Source organism: Acinetobacter wuhouensis (assembly GCF_001696605.3).
GTDB lineage: Bacteria > Pseudomonadota > Gammaproteobacteria > Pseudomonadales > Moraxellaceae > Acinetobacter > Acinetobacter wuhouensis.
Map to the genome: position 1 here is coordinate 3397633 of NZ_CP031716.1, position 22928 is coordinate 3420560.

At 37.6% G+C, this 22928-nt stretch carries 17 protein-coding genes and 1 pseudogene; 5 read left to right on the forward strand and 13 right to left on the reverse strand.

Annotated elements, in window-relative coordinates; translation table 11 throughout:
• Positions 1-35 precede the first annotated feature (35 nt).
• The 4 genes from hemH to BEN71_RS16960 form a co-directional block, all read right to left on the reverse strand.
• The gene (gene hemH, locus BEN71_RS16945; RefSeq protein ID WP_068975492.1) at positions 36-1046 is read right to left on the reverse strand and encodes a ferrochelatase; all 1011 of its coding nucleotides are present in this window, start codon (positions 1044-1046) and stop codon (positions 36-38) included.
• 97 nt (positions 1047-1143) lie between these two features.
• Entirely contained in the window at positions 1144-2160 is a 1017-nt protein-coding gene (locus BEN71_RS16950; RefSeq protein WP_068975498.1) for a DUF4062 domain-containing protein, read from the reverse strand.
• A 108-nt stretch (positions 2161-2268) separates the two neighbouring features.
• Positions 2269-3147 carry a glutamate racemase gene (gene murI / locus BEN71_RS16955; protein WP_068975493.1) on the reverse strand — a complete coding sequence of 293 codons (879 nt, stop codon included), beginning with the start codon at positions 3145-3147 and terminating at the stop codon, positions 2269-2271.
• A gap of 48 nt (positions 3148-3195) precedes the next feature.
• Positions 3196-3807: a DUF1285 domain-containing protein gene (locus BEN71_RS16960; RefSeq protein WP_068975494.1), complete on the reverse strand. Its 612-nt coding sequence runs from the start codon at positions 3805-3807 to the stop codon at positions 3196-3198.
• 215 nt (positions 3808-4022) lie between these two features.
• Here BEN71_RS16960 and BEN71_RS16965 point away from each other — a divergent pair, with 215 nt between their 5' ends.
• Complete coding sequence (locus BEN71_RS16965; RefSeq protein ID WP_068975495.1) at positions 4023-5735, forward strand: electron transfer flavoprotein-ubiquinone oxidoreductase; 1713 nt, start codon at positions 4023-4025, stop codon at positions 5733-5735.
• Positions 5736-5783: 48 nt separating this feature from the next.
• Here BEN71_RS16965 and BEN71_RS16970 read toward each other — a convergent pair whose 3' ends face one another.
• From BEN71_RS16970 to tusA, 5 genes and pseudogenes are all read right to left on the reverse strand, one after another.
• Positions 5784-6704 (reverse strand): hypothetical protein, encoded by a 921-nt coding sequence (locus BEN71_RS16970; RefSeq protein ID WP_152033051.1) that lies wholly within the window; start codon positions 6702-6704, stop codon positions 5784-5786.
• Positions 6705-7898: 1194 nt separating this feature from the next.
• Positions 7899-8175, reverse strand: a pseudogene (locus BEN71_RS16975) (DUF2345 domain-containing protein); the annotation flags it as partial.
• A gap of 3 nt (positions 8176-8178) precedes the next feature.
• Positions 8179-9338 (reverse strand): IS3 family transposase gene (locus tag BEN71_RS16980; protein WP_117276768.1). Its coding sequence is split into 2 segments (ribosomal slippage): positions 8179-9104 and positions 9104-9338, totalling 1161 coding nucleotides; the frame shifts between segments, so codons are not numbered across the junction.
• Between the two features lie 24 nt (positions 9339-9362).
• A complete protein-coding gene (vgrG, locus tag BEN71_RS16985) occupies positions 9363-12158 on the reverse strand; it encodes a type VI secretion system tip protein VgrG (RefSeq protein WP_117276791.1) in 2796 nt (931 codons plus the stop codon).
• A 133-nt stretch (positions 12159-12291) separates the two neighbouring features.
• A complete protein-coding gene (gene tusA / locus BEN71_RS16990; protein ID WP_068975110.1) occupies positions 12292-12549 on the reverse strand; it encodes a sulfurtransferase TusA in 258 nt (85 codons plus the stop codon).
• A 193-nt stretch (positions 12550-12742) separates the two neighbouring features.
• On the opposite strand from tusA, the gene BEN71_RS16995 reads away from it, so the two are divergent.
• The 3 genes from BEN71_RS16995 to BEN71_RS17005 all read left to right on the forward strand — a co-directional run bounded on the left by BEN71_RS16995 (position 12743) and on the right by BEN71_RS17005 (position 15644).
• Positions 12743-13582 carry an HlyC/CorC family transporter gene (locus BEN71_RS16995; RefSeq protein WP_068975109.1) on the forward strand — a complete coding sequence of 280 codons (840 nt, stop codon included), beginning with the start codon at positions 12743-12745 and terminating at the stop codon, positions 13580-13582.
• Complete coding sequence (gene lnt / locus BEN71_RS17000; protein WP_068975108.1) at positions 13579-15138, forward strand: apolipoprotein N-acyltransferase; 1560 nt, start codon at positions 13579-13581, stop codon at positions 15136-15138. The genes BEN71_RS16995 and lnt overlap by 4 nt, the downstream gene beginning before the upstream one ends.
• An 80-nt stretch (positions 15139-15218) precedes the next feature.
• Positions 15219-15644, forward strand: coding sequence for a GFA family protein (locus BEN71_RS17005; RefSeq protein ID WP_068975107.1), 426 nt, complete (start codon positions 15219-15221; stop codon positions 15642-15644).
• Between the two features lie 56 nt (positions 15645-15700).
• Here the strand turns inward: BEN71_RS17005 and BEN71_RS17010 are convergent, their stop codons facing one another.
• The 3 genes from BEN71_RS17010 to gspF form a co-directional block, all read right to left on the reverse strand.
• Entirely contained in the window at positions 15701-16036 is a 336-nt protein-coding gene (locus tag BEN71_RS17010; RefSeq protein ID WP_068975106.1) for a hypothetical protein, read from the reverse strand.
• A 282-nt stretch (positions 16037-16318) separates the two neighbouring features.
• Positions 16319-16756, reverse strand: a complete 438-nt coding sequence (gspG, locus tag BEN71_RS17015) for a type II secretion system major pseudopilin GspG (protein ID WP_068975105.1) — start codon at positions 16754-16756, stop codon at positions 16319-16321.
• 53 nt (positions 16757-16809) lie between these two features.
• Positions 16810-18015 carry a type II secretion system inner membrane protein GspF gene (gspF, locus tag BEN71_RS17020; protein ID WP_068975104.1) on the reverse strand — a complete coding sequence of 402 codons (1206 nt, stop codon included), beginning with the start codon at positions 18013-18015 and terminating at the stop codon, positions 16810-16812.
• 154 nt (positions 18016-18169) lie between these two features.
• Between gspF and BEN71_RS17025 the strand changes: the two genes are divergently transcribed.
• Positions 18170-20395 carry a primosomal protein N' gene (locus BEN71_RS17025; RefSeq protein WP_068975103.1) on the forward strand — a complete coding sequence of 742 codons (2226 nt, stop codon included), beginning with the start codon at positions 18170-18172 and terminating at the stop codon, positions 20393-20395.
• A gap of 17 nt (positions 20396-20412) precedes the next feature.
• On the opposite strand, the gene BEN71_RS17030 is transcribed toward BEN71_RS17025, so the two are convergent.
• Positions 20413-22926 (reverse strand): tetratricopeptide repeat protein, encoded by a 2514-nt coding sequence (locus BEN71_RS17030; RefSeq protein ID WP_068975102.1) that lies wholly within the window; start codon positions 22924-22926, stop codon positions 20413-20415.
• Positions 22927-22928 lie beyond the last annotated feature (2 nt).

A 22928-nucleotide genomic window follows, 5' to 3' on the forward strand; every position in this document is an offset into this window, starting at 1 on the left:
TTTCCTTAAAACAAACCCAAGCTTAGGAATAAAAATTAAGCCTGTAATTGCGATTTCAAAGCATCGAGTTGAGCTTCTAATAAATGTGCCAATAGATCAATATGATCCGAACGACTATTTAACGCTGGAATATATGCATATTGCTGACCACCTGAATTTAAAAATAATTCAGCATTTTGAATTGCTAATTCTTCAAGCGTCTCCAAACAATCTGCTGAAAATGCAGGACTTAAAACTTGTACAGATTGAATGCCTTGTTCAGCCCATTCTTTTAAAATTTGATCCGTATAAGGTTTCACCCACTCTTGCTTACCAAAACGTGATTGGAAGCTAATTGCCCATTGCTCATCACTTAATCCTAACGCTTGAGCAACTTTCGCAGCGGTGATACGACAACGATCTGCATAAGGGTCGCCTTTGTCCGCATAAGGTTGAGGAATACCATGGAAAGACATCAATAACTTTGTCGGCTGCCCATGTAACTGTTGATAATCACGTACACTGTTTGCCAATGCTTGAATATAGAGAGGATGCTGATAATAGTCACGAATCAAACTTAAACCGGGAATATTTCTTTGTTTCAACAGCCATTTTGCAAGTGCATCAAATAGTGGTGCTGTTGAGGTTGCTGAATATTGGGGAAATAAAGGAAAAAGTATAATGTGATCAAATTGCTGAGTTTCAGCATCTTTCAAAATCGCGTCTATGCTTGGTTGCCCATAGGTCATCGCTGGAACAATGCTAAGATCAAAATTTGTATTTGAATGCTCAAGTGTTTGCTGAGTCTGAGCCACTTGTTGCAACAAAATTTCACGCATCGGTGAATCATTTGACCACACCTGTGCATAAGCTTCAGCAACTCGTTTGGGTCGAAATGGTAAAACAAACAAATTTAGAATAATTGCCCATAAAAATTTAGGAATTTCAATGACACGCTGATCAGATAAAAACTGCTTTAAAAAGGCACGAACTGCGGGCGCAGTCGGTGCATCAGGTGTACCCAAATTGGCAACAATGATCAGTACTTTAGGTTTGGATAAAGACATTTTAACTCGATCTGCTCAATATCATGATCTCTTTGTATCAGCTTAACAGAGTCTTTATCTAAACAAAATTTTTATCTAGTGTTGCAATGATGATCACTTAAAACATAGAAGAACGATTACTGATACGTTGAGAGTTCTCAAGTAATTTTAGACATTTATCTGTCATCTGCCATAACATACGCTGACGATCATCCCGACCAACAGGAATAATCCATTCGTTTTGTCGCATTTGCTGTTTAATGGTATGCAATGAACGTACATTAATCTGCGCACGTGACACCGCATGTGCTCTTGGCATCACCACTTGAGCATCGGTTAAACCTGTATTATTTAGATATTCATTCAATACTTTTGAAAAGAAATCTTCTGGCGTCGGTTGACGAAATTCTACAGATAAAATTTTCAACAACTCCGCCCATGTCATTTCTCTGATCGGAGACAATTCCTTAAAATTACCATCTTGATAAGCATGCATTCGATAATCAAAATTAAATACTTCATGCAAAGACACTTTCGGCAAAGTTAAAAAAGGATCTGCTTCTTTTTTGCCTTGCTCAATCGAAACTTGTGCTAATTTTGCTTTTAATCTGTCAATTTCATCTTGTAAAACTTGGATATTTTGTGGTCTCACCCAACCCACAACAGGATAACGTTCTAACATTTGTGGCATATAAGAACGTACAGCAAGTTCTAAATCTCGCAATGTTCTATAGGTCACTACTTGTTCAACTTCTTTTTGTAATTGATGTCTAAACTCGTTGAATTTTTCAATCAAAATGGTTTTTTCTTCTTTTAAATGTGCTTCACGTGACTCAGGATTTTCATGCATAAACACAATAATCGGTTTCTGCTTGGTCACTGCATAAATATACTCAAGATGTAAATAACTCACACCAGAAACAGACTGCTCACCGTATTGGCTACCCAGCAATAATAAAACATAATCACAATCATCAATTTGACGACGAGCAAATGCCGTACTTAAAGGTGTACGCTGTTCTAAGCCCCAAGAAAAAAAACCCATCCCGATGAGCGTTTGTGTAATAACCATGCGCTCTGGCTGCATTTCTTTGCCAGATGTTGTAATAAAAACTTGATACCGTTTGTCGAGCATAGGTAAACCCATTCTTGTCACATCACACTTAAGATCAACCCTAAATCACTATAAGCTTAATGTGCCCTACACTTATAAAAACATTAAATATACCTGATATTGAACGAATTAGCCCAGTTTTTCAGCAATATTTTCGATAGACCATGTAATTTTTTCTTGTATTAAATGATTTAAGACTATTTTTAACGCATTTGCATTTCCTCCGCTCACATAACATTGTAAACGAACACCATCATTTTGCGGAGAACTTGAAGCCAGTCCATTTTTTATCAAAATTCGTGCCGTTTGCCGTGCAACGGCTAAACCTGAATCAATGAGATTTAATTGATCACCATAAAGTTCCTGAATACTTTGTTTTAAATAGGGATAATGTGTACATCCCAAAACCAAATAATCAGAACCTTTTTCTACAATTGGATCTAAAACTTTCTGTAAGCTTTGCTTACACTCCAAACTGTTATATCGACCAGATTCAACAAATGGCACCAATTCAAGATTAGTCACTGTAATGACATCAACATTGGCAGGCTCAGCAAAACGTGTCATGACATCTTTAATTAATTGACCGCGAAAAGTCGCAGGCGTTGCTAAAACTGAAACAACTTTAGATTTGCTTTGCAAAACAGCAGGCTTCAATGCTGGTACTAAACCAATAATCGGAAAATTTTCCCCATAATGCTCACGTAAATAATCCAAACTAAATGCAGATGCTGTATTACATGCGACCACAGCAACTTTACATCCCTGACGATAGAGCCATTCAATCGCATGGGCTGTTAATTCACGAATATCCTGATCTGTACGAGGACCATAAGGAACATGTGCAGTATCTGCATAATAAACAATACGTTCATTGGGCAAATACATTGCAATCTCTTGAGCTACTGACAATCCACCTATACCCGAATCAAAAATACCGATTGGGGCATCAGCTGATGCTTTAGGCATCGGATTTTCTAAAGGATATAAAGGAAGAATGGCGCTCATTTGATCCACTATATGTATGAGTCAAAAACAATGAATAAAGCTTAAACCTCAAGTGCCTAATTGCAAGTGAAAATCACCACTTTGTAACGATAAAATAGCATCGCCCTGCTCATTTTCAAGCAAAGAGCCGTACTCGATCAGATGAAAAAAAGCATTGCGTTGAATTAAAGCATTGATGCCGAATCGGATATGTACATAAGGTCGAAGTTCGCCCTGATATTCACGCATGAAAATTGGATGCTCAGCATCAACCAATACAATGTCTTGATTGGTGGTCGTCACTTGAAGATAAGTTTGACCATCAAGTTCAATTTGATCGACTTGATTAACCAATAAAGGCTCATCTTCTACATCTATTTCAATCTGCTCAACAGGCGTTTTTAAATAAAATTTATTGTCTTCTTTCCACAACACCTTGGTGAAGAGGTCTAAAAGGGCTTGTCGCTTGATCAATTGACCTTCGTGCCACCATTCTCCATTGGCTTTTACCTTCAAATCCATTTTGCCACAATGCTTTGGATGCCACTGCTCTAAAGGGGGTATTGACCTTTTGTGACCGGAGTGTACATCTTTTAAGTATTGTGTAATGCTGATTAAGTTTTTATTATCAGAAACAGGCTGATTTTCAGTCACTGATGTTGAATTATTTTGATTTACCATGGTTTATGCCTTGCTGACTAAAAAATAATACGACTCAGCCAATTGGCTAGATCAAGGTTTATAACTATACTAGCGCAAAATATATTATCGATACGAGCGTTAATTCGTATCACGGAATTTTTAGAACACTCACGGCAGCACCGACTGATTTTTGTTCAAATTAATGTTCAATAAATGCACACGGTTGCCACCCTATGAAATATGAGGAGTCCTACATGGAACACATCGAACGTGAATCGATGGAGTTTGACGTAGTGATCGTAGGCGCAGGCCCTGCGGGTCTTTCTGCTGCGATTAAAATTCGTCAATTGGCTATTGAAAACAATCTTTCTGACCTTAGCGTCTGTGTGGTTGAAAAAGGCTCTGAAGTTGGTGCGCATATCCTTTCTGGTGCTGTACTTGAACCTCGTGCAATCAATGAACTTTTCCCGAACTGGAAAGAAGAAGGCGCGCCTTTAAATGTGCCTGTGACTGAAGATAAAACATTCTTCTTAATGTCTGCGGAAAAATCACAAGAAGCGCCACATTGGATGGTGCCAAAAACCATGCACAATGATGGTAACTATGTGATCTCACTAGGTAACGTGGTTCGTTGGTTGGGTACTAAAGCTGAAGAGTTAGAAGTTTCTATTTTCCCAGGCTTTGCTGCTTCTGAAATCCTTTATCATGAAGATGGTTCTGTAAAAGGGATTCAAACGGGTGATATGGGTATCGGTAAAGATGGTGAGCCGACTCACAACTTTACTCCTGGTTACGAACTTCATGCAAAATATACAATTTTTGCAGAAGGTTGTCGTGGTCACCTCGGTAAACGCCTACTTGCTAAATTTAACTTAGACAAAGATGCTGATCCACAACACTATGGTATCGGTATTAAAGAGCTTTGGGAAATTGATCCTGCAAAACATAAACCTGGTTTAGTGATGCATGGTTCGGGCTGGCCTTTAGCTGAAACTGGTTCTTCTGGTGGTTGGTGGTTATACCATGCTGAAAACAACCAAGTGACTTTGGGTATGATCGTTGATTTGTCTTACGAAAACCCAAATATGTACCCATTTGCTGAAATGCAACGTTGGAAAACACATCCTCTGATCAAGCAATATCTTGAAGGTGGTAAACGTATTTCTTACGGCGCGCGTGCAGTTGTGAAAGGTGGTTTAAACTCACTGCCTAAATTGACATTCCCAGGCGGTTGTTTGATCGGTGATGATGCAGGTTTCTTAAACTTTGCAAAAATCAAAGGCTCTCATACGGCAATGAAGTCAGGCATGCTATGTGGTGAAGCTGTCTTTGAAGCGATTGCTGCGGGTGTAGAAAAAGGCGGTGATTTGGCTGTTGCCCGCGTAACTGAAGGCGAAGATTTCTTTGCGAAAGAATTAACTGCTTATACTGACAAATTCAATAACAGCTGGTTAAAAGAAGAGTTACATCGTTCACGTAACTTCGGCCCTGCAATGCATAAATTCGGTCTTTGGATGGGTGGTGCGTTTAACTTTATTGATCAAAACATCTTTAAAGTACCATTCACTTTACATGACTTAATCCCTGATTTTAGTGCGTTAAAAACTGTAGATGCCTCGACGTTTAAACCGAACTATCCAAAGCCAGATGGTAAATTGACTTTTGATCGTTTATCTTCTGTATTCGTTTCTAACACAGTACATGAAGAAAATCAGCCAGCGCATTTGAAATTGACTGATGCATCTATTCCTGTAAATGTAAACTTACCAAAATGGGATGAGCCTGCTCAACGTTATTGCCCTGCTGGTGTTTATGAAATCATGGAAAATGATGATGGTTCTAAGCGTTTTCAAATCAACGCGGCGAACTGTGTTCACTGTAAGACTTGTGATATTAAAGACCCATCTCAAAACATCACTTGGGTAACACCTGAGGGTGGCGGTGGTCCTAATTACCCTAATATGTAATTTCTCTATTGAGATAAAAAAACCCGCTGAGTGCGGGTTTTTTAATTGCTATAAAATAAAATCTTTCGCTTGAGTTGCGTAATTAAATTTCCCTGAAATTTCGGATGGATAAACAAACTCTAAGTTAAATTTAGTATTGAATTTCAATTTAACATTAGGGTTTTCCTTGAAAAAATCATTAATTTTTTTTATTTTTTTATTATCTATAGAAAAAATAAACTCCTTACTTTTACCTGAATCTAAATAGAGTGTATCCTGATTATCATCTCCGGATATTATATTATTTATTGTTAAATCAACATTAAAAAAATCCAAACCATTATATATTGACAAATGTGAACTAATAGTGCTTTCATCTGAATTTTCATAACCACCCCAAGCTTTTATATTATTTATTCCAACTTTGAAATTAGTTGGATTAACAAAATTAATAACTAGAAGATAATTACCATTTTTTTTTATAATTTTATCCTCCACATAAAAACCTTTGCTTAATTTAAACTCATTTATATCATCATAAATTTTAAATTTTTCTTTAAACCAATTTTCAAACTCCTTCGCATTTTTATCTTTATAAGCAGCAGAAGTAACTGGTGCAGAAACAATATGCTCAACACTATTTTCAATATATCGACCAATAATTTTATCCGCTTTTTTCATAAATTGATCATTTTTTTTTGACAGATTTAAAAGTTCTTTATACTTACTTTTAAACTCTAACCAGTTTTCATCACTGGCTTTACTTTCTACTAAACCTATCCCTCTGATTTCACTTTTATCACCTATATCCACATAATTGTTCTTTAAATAGTATTTTTCTTTTTTATTTATACCAATTTTTCTAACAATTGGGCTACCATATAAACTAGGAGGAGAATATGTATAAAACTCAATCTTATTATCGCCATATGACATTTTAGAACATCCCAAAACAATTAAAATAAATATTATATTTTTAAGACTCAACACCCCAACTTATCCCTGTTTCATCTGAGAACCAATCACGGATTTGATTCATATAATAATTCTGCATCAATGGATTTTCAGTTAAAGCTCCTTTCCCCATTAAATTTTCTGTTGAAAGCCTCTTCCAATCATTTTTGGGTTCAACTTTCTTAAAATCTATCTGATTTGGTGGGTTTGAATTTGTATTAATATACATCTTATGAACAGAGCCACCATAATCAAAATACTCATCAACCCAATTAAACAAATGCCCTACCTCGTGCGTAAATGCATTTTCATTTTTCCAATTTGGTTCTGGTATCCAACTCTCTATCGAGTAATGACTAAAATCAACTGAACCATCATCTATTAATGAATAAAAATCTGATGCCTTAATTTTATTCAAATAACTTTTAGTTATTGTAGCCCCCCAGTGATCTGCATTGGGTCTTACAGCAAATTTATGTAAATAAATTTTTCTATCCGAAATTCTATCCTCCTCAATCTTTAATTTTATTTTTATTTTGCAGATACACCCCTTTGTACTACAGTTTCTTGGTGCTAGATAGAATTGCTTTTTATTTAGATTTTTTTCCACAATACTTTTAACATCTGAATCATTTAGCCATTTAGGATTATCTATCTCCTCATCTAACACCTTATAAAATTTCTCGTTAAAGACATATGTACTATCATATGGCAACTCTACATCTTCACCTTTTAAATTTTTAACAATATTATCATTTTTATCCAAAACTACCCTTCTGAAACCAATGTAACGTAATTTCGTAGTCGCTATAATTTCATTAGTTTGTTGATCAAAAGCTAGATCAAACTTTTCATTAAATTCTGAAAAATCATATTCTAGCACTTCTGATTTTTGCCCAGTTTTGGGATCTGTATAAATCACACCATTTGGGCTTAATACATCGCTATTTTCTAATTTTTTTAAAATTAATTTCCCTGCTTTATCATAATTAAGAATCTTCCCTGATAATTTAGGAGGTAAATAATTTAAAGTTATAACATTCTTAAGTAAACTTGTGCATTGATGATTTTGTGAAATATTGCCATCAGAATTAACCGACTCGCCCAGCTGATTAAAATTCATATTTTCTGTTGTAATATTTAATTTAGATTTAATTGGACACTCAATTGGTTTTAGATTATTTGTAAAATTAAAGGTTGGAAGTTCAATTAATTGGATATGTTTTTCTGCCCCCCCCACAAACTTATGCTGCCCCGCCTTTGCTTCAAACTTCGCAGGTGTCGTCGGCAAAACACCGCCACTACTAATTTCAATCTGCGAACCGCCAGCAATCAAAACAATCTTCTTATTCGCTTTAATCTCAATCTTATCTTCAGTTGAAATCACCTGAACCCCCTTACGAGCAATCAAGTCAGCACCATCACCCTGTGCTTGAATCTCAACCTTACCCTTACCTGCATAAAACCTAGCACCATCTTGCGCAGCAAAAAGACTAATCTTCGACTGATCCTAGACAGTATCGTGGACAATCGATCCCTCTAAATTCTTGAAATATTTCTGTTCAAAGGCTTCTGGACTTAACCAGCCGTTTGCAGAATGCCTTCTGACCCGATTGTAATAAATCTCAATATAATCAAACAAGACCGCATTCGCCTCTTTTCGAGTCGAAAACACACTGCCATGTACCACATGACCTTTTAATGTATGAAAGAAGCTTTCAGTCACTGCATTATCCCAACAGTTTCCACGTCTAGACATACTCTGAGTACAATCATTTTTCAGTAACAGCGCTCTAAAATCACGACTACAGTACTGTGAGCCTTGGTCCGAATGAACCATAACACCAGTTGGATAACCCTGACGAGCCATTGCATAGTTAAACGTATCACACACCAACTGGCGGTCTATTCGATGGCTGGTTTGCCACCCCACGATACGACGGCTAAATAAATCTAGCATCACACATAAATACAACCAACCTTCTTTAGTGCGGATATAGGTAATGTCTGTTGTCCAGACTTTATTAGGCTGAGTAACTGTAAATTGGCGATCCAACAAGTTGGGTGCTGTAGGCAAACGATGGGTTGAATCAGTCGTATGCTTGTATTTACGCGCAATCCTGCTACGTAAACCAAGCTTTTTTAGCATCCTTCCAATAGTACGTTCGCTCATGTTGTAACCTAAATCATGCATGTCATGTACTAATGAAGGTGCACCCAATCGTGCATGATGCTGCCAATATACGGCTTTTAAGTCATTATATTTCTGTGCCGTATTGGCTTGACGTTTTCGCCAGGCATAATAGCCTGAAGTGCTGACACCTAGGTATTTACAGGCAGAAGATACGGTGACTTCATTCATATCTAGATCTTGAATTACCGTGTACTTTTCTTGGCATGATCTGTTAGAAAGTACACATGCGCTTTTTTTAAGATGTCATTGGCTTCCTTGAGCTGTTTGACTTCTTTCTCTAATTCCACGATCCGCTGTTGTTCTGGTGAAAGTTGACGTTTGCTTGAACCTGCCGGATTGGTTTCACGAATCCATTTATCTAATGTTGAATAACCCACACCTAATTTCTGGGCGATTGCAGCTACAGACTCGTGTGAGTTTGAAAGTGCATAATCAATCGCTTGCTGTTTAAATTCGGGACTAAAACGTTTAGCCATTTCTTGAATCTCCAAAGATTAAAGTTACGTTATCTTTAGAGGGACGTGCTGTCCATTATTTTGTCTAGGATCAGATTGAGCATGCGTGATTAAATTCTTCTGCGTACTGTACTGAATACTCTCACCCGCAGTTTCATAAATCTGTTGATCCGCTGAAATATGAATATCTTCGTTGCTTGTCATAGCAATACTATTTGGTGCAGCAAGAACCATCATCGCATCTTGGAAAATTTTAAATTCAGCTTGAGATTTAGCATCAGATTTGGACTTCGCACTCAAATTATCCATAAAGCCACTCAAGCCTTTAAAACCTTCAAGCGGGTTCAACAAACCTTGTTTTGCAAAACCTACAATGGATTGGACTTGATTTGATGTTTTCTGAATATCACTGAATAGACCTTTAGCATCTTTTAACGCTTTAAATGGATTCTCACTTAAACCACTTCTTAGTGACTGAAATTGATCCTTATAATTTTCTAATTGCTGTCCAGTATCTTTAACAAAACCTTCAAACTCTTGAATGGTTTGCTTTACGTCTTTGAATGAATCATTAAATTGCTGAATGACACCTTTAACATCACCCTTGATTCCACCTACTTTTTCAACAAAACCACCTAAATTTCCAAGTGTACCAAGCGGATTTGAAGTAAGCCCAGATTTAAAATCACCCACTAAATTCGTAATGGCAGCAACTTTTGAAACCTCAAGTCCTTTGAGCAATGCAGATAAATTATCAATCACCTCTAAAGGATCCGTCTGCTGATTCTTAGCAACTTCACTTAAGGCTTTTGAACTATTGAGTGAATTTTCAAGTTGTTGTTTGGCTTCTTTGGCATCTAGGTGTGTGTCACTGGCTTGGTCTTGTTTATAGGTGGAAAGGAGTAAGCCTTGCCCTGCACGGACTGCTCCCCATTGATCTGTACGCAACTCAAAACCTTCGCCTCGTCCATCACTGGTCTCTTTGTCTTTGGGATGACTCATGTTTCCGAGGTTGAGTTGGCTTGCACCATGACTATTTTGCAGTTGTGTGGATATTTGTCCTGTGGTGTCGTCAAAGCGGAGTTGTCCAAAGCCTTCGCCTTGGTATTCTTTGGAGCGAATGCCTGCGAGTTTTTTGGTATCAGGCAGCTGTCCCTTTTTGTCGAATTGGGTCGGACTTCGTTGGGCTTCGTGAATGCGTCCAACCACAAAAGGTCGATCAATATTGCCATCAAAGAAGTCGATAACTACGATTTCACCGATACGGGGTAGGAATCTTGCTCCGTAGCCTTCGCCTGCCCATGGAGTAAGGACATCTACCCATGCTGAGTCGGTATCGTTGTCGTTTGTGCCCGCACCACCATCGTGTCCATGATCTTCTGTTCGAGTGAAGAGGAATCTGACTTTAATACGCCCCCATTCATCGACATGGATTTCTTCTCCACTCGGTCCTACTACTTTGGCACGTTGTGGATGGGTTGTTGGGCGGTGTTGGAGTGGATTGTATTCGGGTACGGTGGTGATGTTGCGTCGTTGTACTGTTAGGCTATTGGCTTGACGTTCTGCTGTTGTGTTGTCTGTGCTATTTGTATTTTGAGTTGTGCTTTGTTGGGTATGTTTCGGTACCCAATTGCTTTCTTGTAGCAGTTTGTTGATCTGTTCTGTTAGATCTTTGGGTAGGTTGTTTTGGTTGTAGTAGTTTTTTTCGGTGATCAGAAATTCTTGATCTGAGCCACTGTGTTGGTCGATCTCTGGGTGTTCGGTGAATTTGAACCAGTAGCCGACTTGTGCATCGCGTACGGTTGAGTTGGCAATAAATTGTTTGGATTGGCTGTTGTAGTAGTCACTGAGGTTTTGATTCAGTTTTTCAATTTGGCTGTTGTTGGATGCTGTAGCTTGGTCTTCACCATTGAGGTCTTGCATCCATGCAGGGCTGATATGCCATGCTTGTTCTAAGCCTAAACTTGCATTGTCTTGGTTGTTGCTGTGTTGGTGTTTGCTTTGGACACTACCTGCGCCTTCTTCTTGTTCAAGTACATCGGCTTGCCAGCGTTGGACGTGGACGGCTGTGGGTTGGATACTGCGTTGTCCAATGAAACTGGTGATGCTGTCTTGTTTTTCTGTAGCACTGCTTCGGTGGTAACGAATGTTTCTTCGATCTAGGGCTTTGTATTGGCTATTGTCATCAATTAAGCGAAGTTTCTGTGCTTGGATTTGTGTTGCACTGTTTGGGACTTGGAGTTGTGCTTCGTCAATGAGCCAGTTGATGCCTTCACTGCGCATCAAGCGAGTTAGAAAGTCATAATCGCTTTCATTGCTTTGCATGATGAATGGACGAATGTCGTAGTCTTGTTTGAGTCCGCTTTTATCTAAACTTAAACTTGATGCGAATAAAGGGCTTTTGTCTTGCCATTCTTTAAAGATGGTTTCGATGACTTCAACTGCCGATTTATTCATAAACACACGACTATTACGGCGTTTATTCCATAGTGAAGTTGCATCTTGAAGTTTGAGTTTGTAAATCGTTAGTGAACCATCACTTTGTCCTTGGGCTGCTTCGGTGATGATTCCTGTAGTACGGAACAGTTGTCCTGCATCGGTGACTTGATCAATTGCAACTTGTGTACCAATGAATTGTTTCAGAGGAATCGTTGCAGATGTTGATAGGCAAATCAGTTCAGCAGACACGCCTTGGTTCAACGCGTGTTGTCCGTCGATGCGTTGTAAGTAGACTTGTTGGTTTAAGTCTGTATTTGTAAATTGGATATGAATGGCACGTTTTTGGGCGGTAAGTCCAAGTTGATCCAATATTTTATTAATACTATTCACTAAGCTGTTCATTCGAATATTTAATTATTATTAAAAATATGTTTAGATTATAATCAAAAAAGTAACTAAAACTTATTATTTTTATGTAAAAAAGAATGAATAAATCTCAAGTTATTCATTCCTCTATTTTTATTTTACTAACAAACTAGCCCTTTTTGACCAGATAATGAAATTCTTTATTTCCTTCTGCATCTTGTACTTCTTCTTGTAAAATCAATTCATGCCCAAGATGCATACAAAATTTTGGAATATCCCAAGACGTTGAATTATCCGTGGCAAAAACCTCTACCACATCACCTGATTTAGACTTACGAATCGCTTGATGCAACATCATCACGGGTTCAGGACAGCGCAATCCACGTGTATTCAATTGAATGTTCGGTGTAATAGACTGATCTGACATTTTCAACTCTCAAAACACAACTAAAGTAAATCAAAATTTTAACACAAACTCAAATAATCAATAAGCTTTACTATTTCTTGGCAAGATGACTCATGCTTTCATCTATTTACCTCATTTAATAGATAGACATCTGTATTTTCTTCGGTATGATAAAAATTCATTTACCAGATATTAAGCGTCTTTAGGAAAGATCATGCACGAGGAATCAGGCACATCGTGGGGAATGCGTGGATTACGCAAATGGCTAGGCACAGCACCAGAAACCCGCGATGAACTGCTAAAATTAGTACAAGATTCACGTCGTTTTTTAGAACCAGATACCGTTGCAATGTTAGAGGGCGTTTTAGACCTTCCAGCAACAAAAATTCGTGAAGTGATGACGCCGCGTACAGCGATGGTTAGCTTGCAAGAAGATGACCAACTACTTGATATTTTGCATGTTCTAATTGAATCTGCGCATTCACGTTTCCCAGTGTTTTCAGCAGATCAACCTGAAAATGTAGTGGGTATTTTGCTGGCTAAAGACTTATTGCCATTTTTAACCGATCGCTCATCCAATGTCGATGTACACGCACTGATGCGTCAACCTTTATTTGTACCTGAAAGTGCGCGTTCTGACCAAGTATTGAGGATGTTGAAAAATACCCAAACGCATATTGCAATTGTGATTGATGAATATGGTTCAACAGCAGGTTTGGTGACTTTAGAAGATATTCTTGAAGAAATCGTTGGCGAAATCGAAGATGAACATGACAATGTTGATGAAGAAGCGCAATTTATTGTTCCCGATAAAAGTCATAACACAGCCAACACGTGGATTGTACAAGCACTTACACCAATCGAACATTTTAACAATGTTTTAGATGCTGAATTTTCTGATGACGAAGTAGAAACTATGGGTGGTTTATTGCTTCAAGAAATTGGTTTAGTCAGCGATCTACAAGGGCAAGTCATTGAACTTGAGGATTGGCAATTTACCATTATTGAAGCAGATGCCCGCACTATTCATCTGATTCGAGCTGTACGTAAATGAGAGCATATTTTGACAAGCTGTTAAATTCTTCACAACAACAAAAACAGTTACCTTTCATTTTCCCTTTACTGATTTCGTTAATGTCGGGCGCAGTGTTCAGTTTAGCACTGGCGCCTTTTTATTGGTGGTGGTTGGCGATCTTATCACCTGCCCTACTCTACGCATGTTTAAAAGGTCGTACACCCAAACAAGCTTTTGCGATAGGTCTAAGTTATGGCTTTGGCTTATGGTTTGTTGGGGCTTTTTGGTTGTATACCTCAATCCATGTCTATGGCGATACCAATGCCTTTTTAAGCGTACTCATGATTGCGGTCATGGCGCTTTTAATGGGGCTATTTAGCGCAGTCCAAACTTGGGTATATCGTCGTTTTTTTCCAGAAACACCTTTGACCTTCGCGCCACTTTGGGTATTTTTTGAATGGTCTAAAACGTGGGTCTTTACAGGCTTTCCGTGGTTATTTGCAGGTTATGCATTTACTGAACGCTTTTTAGATGGCTATGCCCCTTTATTTGGTGTTTTTGCTGTTTCATTTGTTGTGATTATTCTTGCCTGTGCGCTCGTTGAAATTCTGAATAAAAAGTTTTTTTGGGCAATCCCTGCAATTGTACTTTTGCTCGGGGCATGGGGCACTTCATTCATTCAGTTTGTACAACCAAAAGCTGAGAAGCCACTGAGTGTTTCCCTCATTCAAGGCAATATTCCACAAGATTTAAAATGGTTGACTGAATACCAAGTTAAAACCTTAGAAATTTATGTCAATTTAAGCCGTACTGAATGGGGACGTGACCTGATTGTTTGGCCTGAATCATCCATTCCATTATTCCAAACCGATATTGAACAGTTTTTGGAAATGATGGATCAGCAAGCCAAAAGCACAGGTACAGCATGGGTAACTGGCATTCCCTATTGGGATTTAAAAGAATCACAACAGAATGGCTATCCAATGTATTACAACAGTATGATGGCTTCTGGTGATGAAGGTTCGGGCTTATATAAAAAGCAAAGACTCGTGCCTTTTGGAGAGTACATTCCCCTTTCTGGCTTACTCAGTTGGGTACTTCCTGCATTGCAAAATGACCCGTCAATGAGTGGTTTTTCACGTGGTGCTTCTGATCAGAAACCATTTAACATTAAAGGTCACCATTTAGCCGCAGCGATTTGTTATGAGGTCGCTTATCCAAATTTAACCCGTCGTAATGCAATCAATAGTGATTTCTTAGTCACTGTTTCAAATGATGCATGGTTTACTGGAACCGCGGGGCCGTTGCAACATTTACAAATGGTACAGATGCGTGCCAAAGAAAATGGACGTTGGTTTATTCGTGCCACCAATACTGGAGTAACTGCTTTTATTGATCACAATGGACATATTGTGAAACAAGCACCTGTGGATCAAAAAGCTGTTTTACGTGGCGAATTACCCGCGATGCAAGGCGAAACTTTATATACGCGTCTAAGCGATTGGCCAATTTTAATCTTCTCATTATTATTGCTGATTTTAGGATGGGTTTATCGTCCTAAAAAAGTTGATGTGAGTTTCAAATCTAGACGCTAATCTTGACTATATAAATAACCTCTTATCGTAAATATAAGAGGTTATTTATGATTAAAATGAAGAATAACAAAGGATAAAAAATGCTAACAGGAAAATGCCTCTGTCATACCATTCAGTTTCAAATCAATAAACCAATCAATATCATTTATCAATGTCACTGTAGCTTATGCAGAAAACAATCTGGGACACATGCCAATCATGCAAGCATGGTCAAATCACAATATTTTCAATGGATTCAAGGTCAAGAAAATATTATCACCTATAAGAAAGACACTGGCTTTACTTCTTGTTTTTGTCAAAAATGTGGTTCACCTGTTCCCAATCAAATTGGTCAAACCACGTTTATCTGGATTCCTTTAGGACTCATTGACAGTGAATTATCTCCTGTTCAAACGCTCCATTTTTGCGTCAACTCTAAAGCCAATTGGGAATGCACTTCGATGAATCCACAAAGCTATGAATATCTCCCTCACTGGGATGAAATCGAACAATTTTTTGAATCATAAAAAACCGAGGGCAACCTCGGTTTTTTTATTTTTAGAATATCTTAAATCAGAACATCTTAGATTTGAGTCACTAAGTAAGACATCATGCTGACTAAGAATAACATCGGTAAATAACGATAAATTTTTACCGCATATTGTTCAGCGAATGATGATAGTTCTGTTTTTAATTGCACCACGGTAAAATTCAAAGCACTACAAAAACTGATAATTGACACAGCACTAAACACACTGATTGCCATAAAACCAATCATGATTTGGCTACTGGCATCTGCGCCTTGCCACAAATTCATAAAAAATTGGCTCATGGGTAACAGGCTCAAAATGAGTAAAACAGATTTGAGCATGCTCCAATGAAATTGGGTAATTTCATCCGATAATAATAATGCTTTCATCTCATTCTCCTGAGCAATTCATGTTGCCTTGAGAACTATTATGCAAGCTTTTAACTAAATAAAAAGTCTATTTTTATCCATGATTTAACTTTATTGTAACTATTAAATATGGGAATAATTCTTATTATAAATCTCAAATCAAATTTATTTTATAATGTAATATTTTTCAATGATTTAATGTTATTTTTATAATTAAGAAAGATTATCACTTCACTCAATATTTATTTATTCGATTAAGTGAAGTGATTTATTTCATCATCAATAACTTAGAATGATTTTCAATTAAGGTGTGTAATAAATATCAGCATCATTCCCTTCGCCGCCTTGTTTACCATCGGCACCAAATGAATACAGATCAAACTTACGACCTTCTGAGCCTGGAATCACATATTGAATATCGTTTTCCCAGCTATCTTTTGGATAACCACCTTTCACATAACCTTCTGGCATCCAGTTTTTTGCTGTCGCAGGCTTATTGATCAAAGCATCCAAACCACCTTCTTGACTGGTTGGATAATGGCTATTGTCTAATTTGTACTGATCCAAAGCACCCGCTACACCTTTTAAAGTAATTTTGGTGGTGTCTACTTTGGCTTTTTCCCCGCGTCCCATGACATTTGGAACGATCAATGCGGCTAATACACCTAAAATCACGATCACGACCATGACTTCGATTAAGGTAAAACCTGTTTGGCGAGTTCTATTCATCTTCTGTTGCATTTACTTACTCTCTAAAAACTCTTTATAAAAATAATTTGGTTAAATCGTATCAATCAAATCATATTGTTCATATTGACGATTGGCAACATCACAGCAATCACAATAACCAAAACAATACCCGCCATAAACACCAACATCAACGGCTCTAACAATGCCAATAAGGTCGAAATAAAAGACGATACTTCTCGGTCTTGCATATCTGAGGCACGACTCAGCATACGGTCTAATTCCCCAGACGCTTCACCACTTTTGATCATTTGTACCATCATCGGTGGGAAATAACCACAACGCTCAAGCTGTGTTGCAAGGTTCCCACCCTCCGTGACTTTTTCTGCGGCAATATTGACGGCATCTCGAATCACCCAATTGCTACTCACGGCTGCACCAATTTTCAATGCATCTACCAAAGGCACACCTGATTGGGTCAAAATGGATAAGGTACTGGCAAATCGTGCTGCATTTATACCACGTGATAATTTACCAAATAATGGCAATCTAAGGGTTAAACGATCAAAGGCATAATGTCCTGCCGATGTCCGTAAAAATCGAACCAATAAAAATATTCCGAGCACACTAGCAACCAATATAAATGGCCAAGCTTGCCGAATAATGTCACTGGTTTTCATTAACACCACAGTAATCCAAGGCAGTGCTTGTTTACTTTGATCAAAAGTTTTGACGATGTCCGGAACGACATAGGTCATTAAGCCCATGACGATTGCAAATGACATCAACATCAGAATAATTGGATAGATCATTGCACCTTGAATCTTCTTTTGCATGGCAAAACGGTTTTCGGTGTAATCTGATAATTGATCAAGAATAAGGTCTAAATGCCCTGAACGTTCACCTGCTGCAACCGTGGCAATATACAAATCGGGGAATCGTCCTGTTTGTTGCATGGCTTGGGCTAAGGAATGCCCTTCGAGTACTTTAGAACGTGCTGAAAGCAATAAGTTCTGCACATGTGCTTTTTCACTTTGTTTTGCCACCGCACGTAAGGCTTCTTCCAAAGGAATTGCAGCAGCAACCAGTACAGATAATTGGCGTGTCATCAATGCCAAATCATAAGCGGAAAATTTACGCTGAAATAAGCCTGAGCTTTGTGTTTTATCCTTTTGCTCAACAGCATCCACAGTCACAGGAATCAGTTCTTTGTCCCGTAACTGTTGTCGGATCTGACGTGCTGAATCTCCCTCTAACACGCCTTTTTGCTGCTTCCCTGAAGCGTCAATCGCAGTAAACTGATATGCTGGCATTATAATGCTCTAGTTTTCCAAAATTTTTTGCTTACGCTGTTGCGTCAAACCCTATAAATCATTCATATTCTTGTTTATAAATGATCGCTACACTCTAACACAAGCAGAATCCGTACACGATACAATTTCATCGTTGAGTCTTTGAATCTTAAATATGCCGAATAATATTGATACGCCGACACCAATTTACCGAGTTCAAGTTGCTGTACCTGTCTATTTGAACGACTGCTTTGATTATCAAGTCAGTCCTGAACAATATGCACAGGCAGAGATCGGTGCTCGCGTGGCGGTATCTTTTGGTCGACAAAATCTGATTGGCATCATTGTAAAGAAAATCCCCATTGATGAGCCCATTGATTCACATTTCAAACTTAAATTCATTACTGAACTGTTAGATGATCAGGCCATTTTAGATGCGAAAGTTTTAAGTTTATTGACATGGTCTGCGCAATATTATCAATTTCCAATCGGAGAAGTGATTCAAACTGCTTTACCGACCTTATTACGTCAAGGAAAGCCCTACAATTTATTGGCACGTATTTGGAAAGTACTCGATTTAAATGCTGAAGACAAAGTAAAGCGTTCCGAGAAACAGCAAGAAGCTTATAAAATTTTAAAATTGCATCCCAAAGGGACACAGGAAAATATTCTCAATCTTAGCGGTGTAGAAACAGCGACGTTAAAAGCACTTGAAAAGAAAGAGATTGTTCGTTGTGATTTAGAAGAACAAAACTTTAAGCCTGAGCCTGTGCAGTTGGCGCAGATGCCACTGACACCGAATGAAGACCAAAAGAAAGCTATTCAAAATATTTTAAAATCTCAAAATAAATATCATGCATATTTACTCGATGGTTTAACTGGTAGTGGTAAAACTGAAGTTTATTTGCAAGTCATGCATGAGGTATTGAAACAAGGCAAGCAAGTTTTGGTTTTAGTGCCTGAAATTGGTTTAACCCCACAAACTATTAGCCGTTTCCAATCCCGCTTTCATTGCAATATTGCTCTGCTCCATTCAGGTTTAAATGACACTAAACGTCTACAAGCTTGGCAACATGCACAGACGGGTAAAGCGTCTATTATTTTGGGTACACGTTCAGCGATTTATACGCCATTACCAAATCTGGGTTTGATCATTTTAGATGAGGAACATGATCTCTCATTTAAACAGCAAGAAGGCTTCCGTTATCATGCACGTGATGTGGCGATGTATCGTACGCACTTGGAAAATTGTCCGATTATTTTAGGTTCAGCGACGCCAAGTATTGACAGTTATTATTTAGCACGTCAGGACAAATTGACTCGCATCGAATTGAACCAACGTGCAGGCACGGCGGTGATGCCGAAAATGCATTTAATTGATTTAAAAGTCGCGAAAAAACAAAATGGCTTAAGCGATAGTTTAATTGCCGAAATTAAAAAACGTTTAGAGAAAAAAGAACAGGTTTTAATTTTTCTCAACCGTCGAGGTTATGCCCCTGTTTTAATTTGTGAAAGTTGTGGATGGCAAGCCAATTGTCCACATTGCGATGCGCATTTCACGTTGCACTTAAAGCCTTATCAGCATTTGCATTGTCATCATTGTGGCACGATCAATCGCATGCCTGATGCTTGTCCAAGTTGTAATCAAACCCAGCTTAAACCGATTGGCATGGGTACTGCAAAAGTTGAAGAAACCTTAAATGAATTATTTCCGAATTTTCCAGTGTTACGTGTAGACCGTGATTCCACCAGTCGTGTCGGCAGTTGGCAAAAAATTTATGATCAAATTCAAAAGAGTGAACCAACGATTTTACTGGGTACACAAATGCTGGCGAAGGGTCATCATTTCCCTTATGTCACTTTAGTGGCGATTTTAGATATTGATGCAGGTTTGCTGAGTGTGGATTTTCGTGCGACAGAACGAACCGCACAATTGATTATTCAAGTAGCTGGTCGTGCAGGTCGTGGTGAGAAAAAAGGCGAAGTTTATTTACAAACTTTGCGTCCCGATCATCCTCTATTAAATACACTCATTGATAAAGATTATCGTGCTTTTGCAAAGCAGACTTTGAAAGATCGTCAAGCGGCCTTAATGCCACCTTGTCGTTATGCCATCATGATCCGTTGTGAATCTAAACATCAGGAAGAAAATTTAAAATTTCTCACTGAAATGACGCAGTTACTTCGCCAAAATTCAGAGGAAAATTTAATTGATATTTGGGGGCCTATTCCTGCGCCGATGGAACGTAAAGCTGGACGTTATCAATCGCATGTTGTTTTGCTTTCACAAGATCGCGCCAAGATGCATTTCTATGTACGTCAATGGTGGGCTAATCTTTTACACAGTAAGCCATCTTCGATGAAAGTGACGATTGATGTTGATCCACAGGAGTTGAGTTAATCGCTACTCAACTTGATTTAAGACTGACCAAATAAACGCTTAAAGAATCCTTTCGACTTCTTTGATGGAAGCACATGCTCAGGAAGATCCGCTTCATTTTCTTGGGCGAGTGCGAGAACACGAACATAGTCATCTTCTGATTCAAATGCACCATTTTTGATATAATATTCAAGCAACGCAATGTACGCTGCAGAATATGAACCTACTTCCAAGCTACGTTCATAATATTTTTTGGACTTTTCTAGATTTACATCGATACCGAAACCGTATTGATAAAAGATTCCCCAATAAATATAGGTAAAATCTTCATCTTTAGACTTTTTTAAATACTTAATCGCATTTTTATAATCATCAATTCGATAATAAATTTCGATCATTTCATGCGGGTTAGACATTCCTTGCTTTTCAGCCTTTTTAAAATAATCCAATGCAAGTATCAAATCTTGTTCAACTTCCTCACCGTTATAGTAATTAAACGCCAAATTCTGTAGGGCTAAAGCATAATTCTGTGCTGCTGACATGGAATATAATTGGATGGCTCGTGCTACATCTTTCTGAACACCTATCCCAGTCATATAGTGATAACCTAAATTATTTTGTGCATTGGCATCGCCTAGATCAGCAGATTTTTTATAAAGTTGAATTGCTTCATCAATATTTAATACACTTTCATTTTCGGTATAAATATATGCCAATTGGCACATCATCTCTGCATGTTGTCGTTCAACACCAATTTTATAAATTTTAATCGCTTCGTCTAAATTGCCATTTTCAGCTTCTTCCATCCCTAAATAGGACAATTGGCGATCATCTAAATATTGATAATAATTAAATCCTTGTGTTTCTTCTAAATTTTTAACATAGCGTTCAAAATAAGTTAAATCCTCACCTTCAAAGTAACTACGGCTCAAATATAATTTTGCACATTGTTCATTCGTCATTTCTTCACAGTTCAATGTCTGGTCTATATGCACTAACTGATTATTTTTATACGCTAAAATATAAAAATCATTTTGTAAAAATCCACAAATATAGTCATACTTTTCATCACTAAAAGAATGATCAGATAATTTAAAATATTGATAGCCCAGAGCGTCTTTTATGATAAAAATATCATCACTGACATATTGAATGCTTAAAATTTGCATGTCGAATGGAAAGACATAATCATCATTTAAAGCATCGTACAATGCGTACAGATTCTTGGTATTGGTCAAAATATAATGATCTTTCAGCGCAGTATGTTGATGAAAATAGTCATCTTGAATATTCAGAATATCTTCAATTTCAATACTTTTTTGCAGAGCACAATGATAAAACATCCACGCTTTATTACGTTGCAACGCGATACAACTGTTCTCACTGGTATATTTTATTTTTTCAATATCATCAAAAATTAACATTCCATGTGAATCATATAGCTGATAAAAAACAGCTTTTTTCTTAAAAGGTTTTAACAGCAAATATTGATGATTTAACTCACGTAAATTCTCAGGATAAAACTCCCCAATATATTCACCGAGACGGTTATAAAATTTTAAATAGGGCGACTTAGCAATTGGCTGCGTAAGAAAGTTTTCAGACCATAGCTCAAATGGTTGATCACTGTTTTCAATGATCGAACCTAGAGACTGATCGAGTACCTGAAACACACCATTCTTTTTAACTTGTAAATATCCATTATAAAGAAAGTCGATTTCCTCATAATCGATTGGCAATAAAATCTGTTCATTCAATAAGTCAATTAAGCCAAGCTTACCATCCCGAACAACAATCGCTTGTTTTTGTTCAAAATCATTGATCTCACCAATCTCATCCCACTCAGGTTTAATGCAAATTTTCCCGTCTGCATAAACCACACCGAACTTTTGATCTTTTTCAACAATGGCATACCCCATATAGGAAAAAGCTTGAATGTCGTTATAAATAGCAGGAAGAATAATTTTAGATTTTGCATTCATCAAACCATAATGTTCATCTTCACAAATGATATGCACTTCTGGATGCATAAGATGACCAACTTCGAGCAAATACCAACCGTAATCGACATATTCGTGCTCAAGTAATTCCAACCAACTTTTAAAATGAAATTGACTTTCCAATACTGGATTCAACGGTTCAAGCGAATTAGCTTCAATTGCTTGTTGAAAAGCATGTTGATTTAACTGTAATTCTTCTACAAAATCTTTTGCTTGCTGTTTTTTAGGCTCATCACGCATATTAAAGACATCTGTTGCATCCATATAAAAATGCTCAAATGCTAAGTCATTTAAATATTCAAGGACTTTGTTGCGTTTCTCCTGAAAATCATGATGTTGAAATAGATCTAATTGTTGTTCTAATAAGCTATAAAATTTCGTGAGTTGTTCTACACCGATTTTTTTATTGAAATACAGACTTTTCCCTTTTGCTTTTGGCTCAGCGAGCAAAGGAATAAAAAGGAGTGGAACAACATATTTCCATTCACTAATATAAGATGAAAACTCACTCGTTTCTGCACAATAATTATAAAGATATAGGCGATGTGACATTG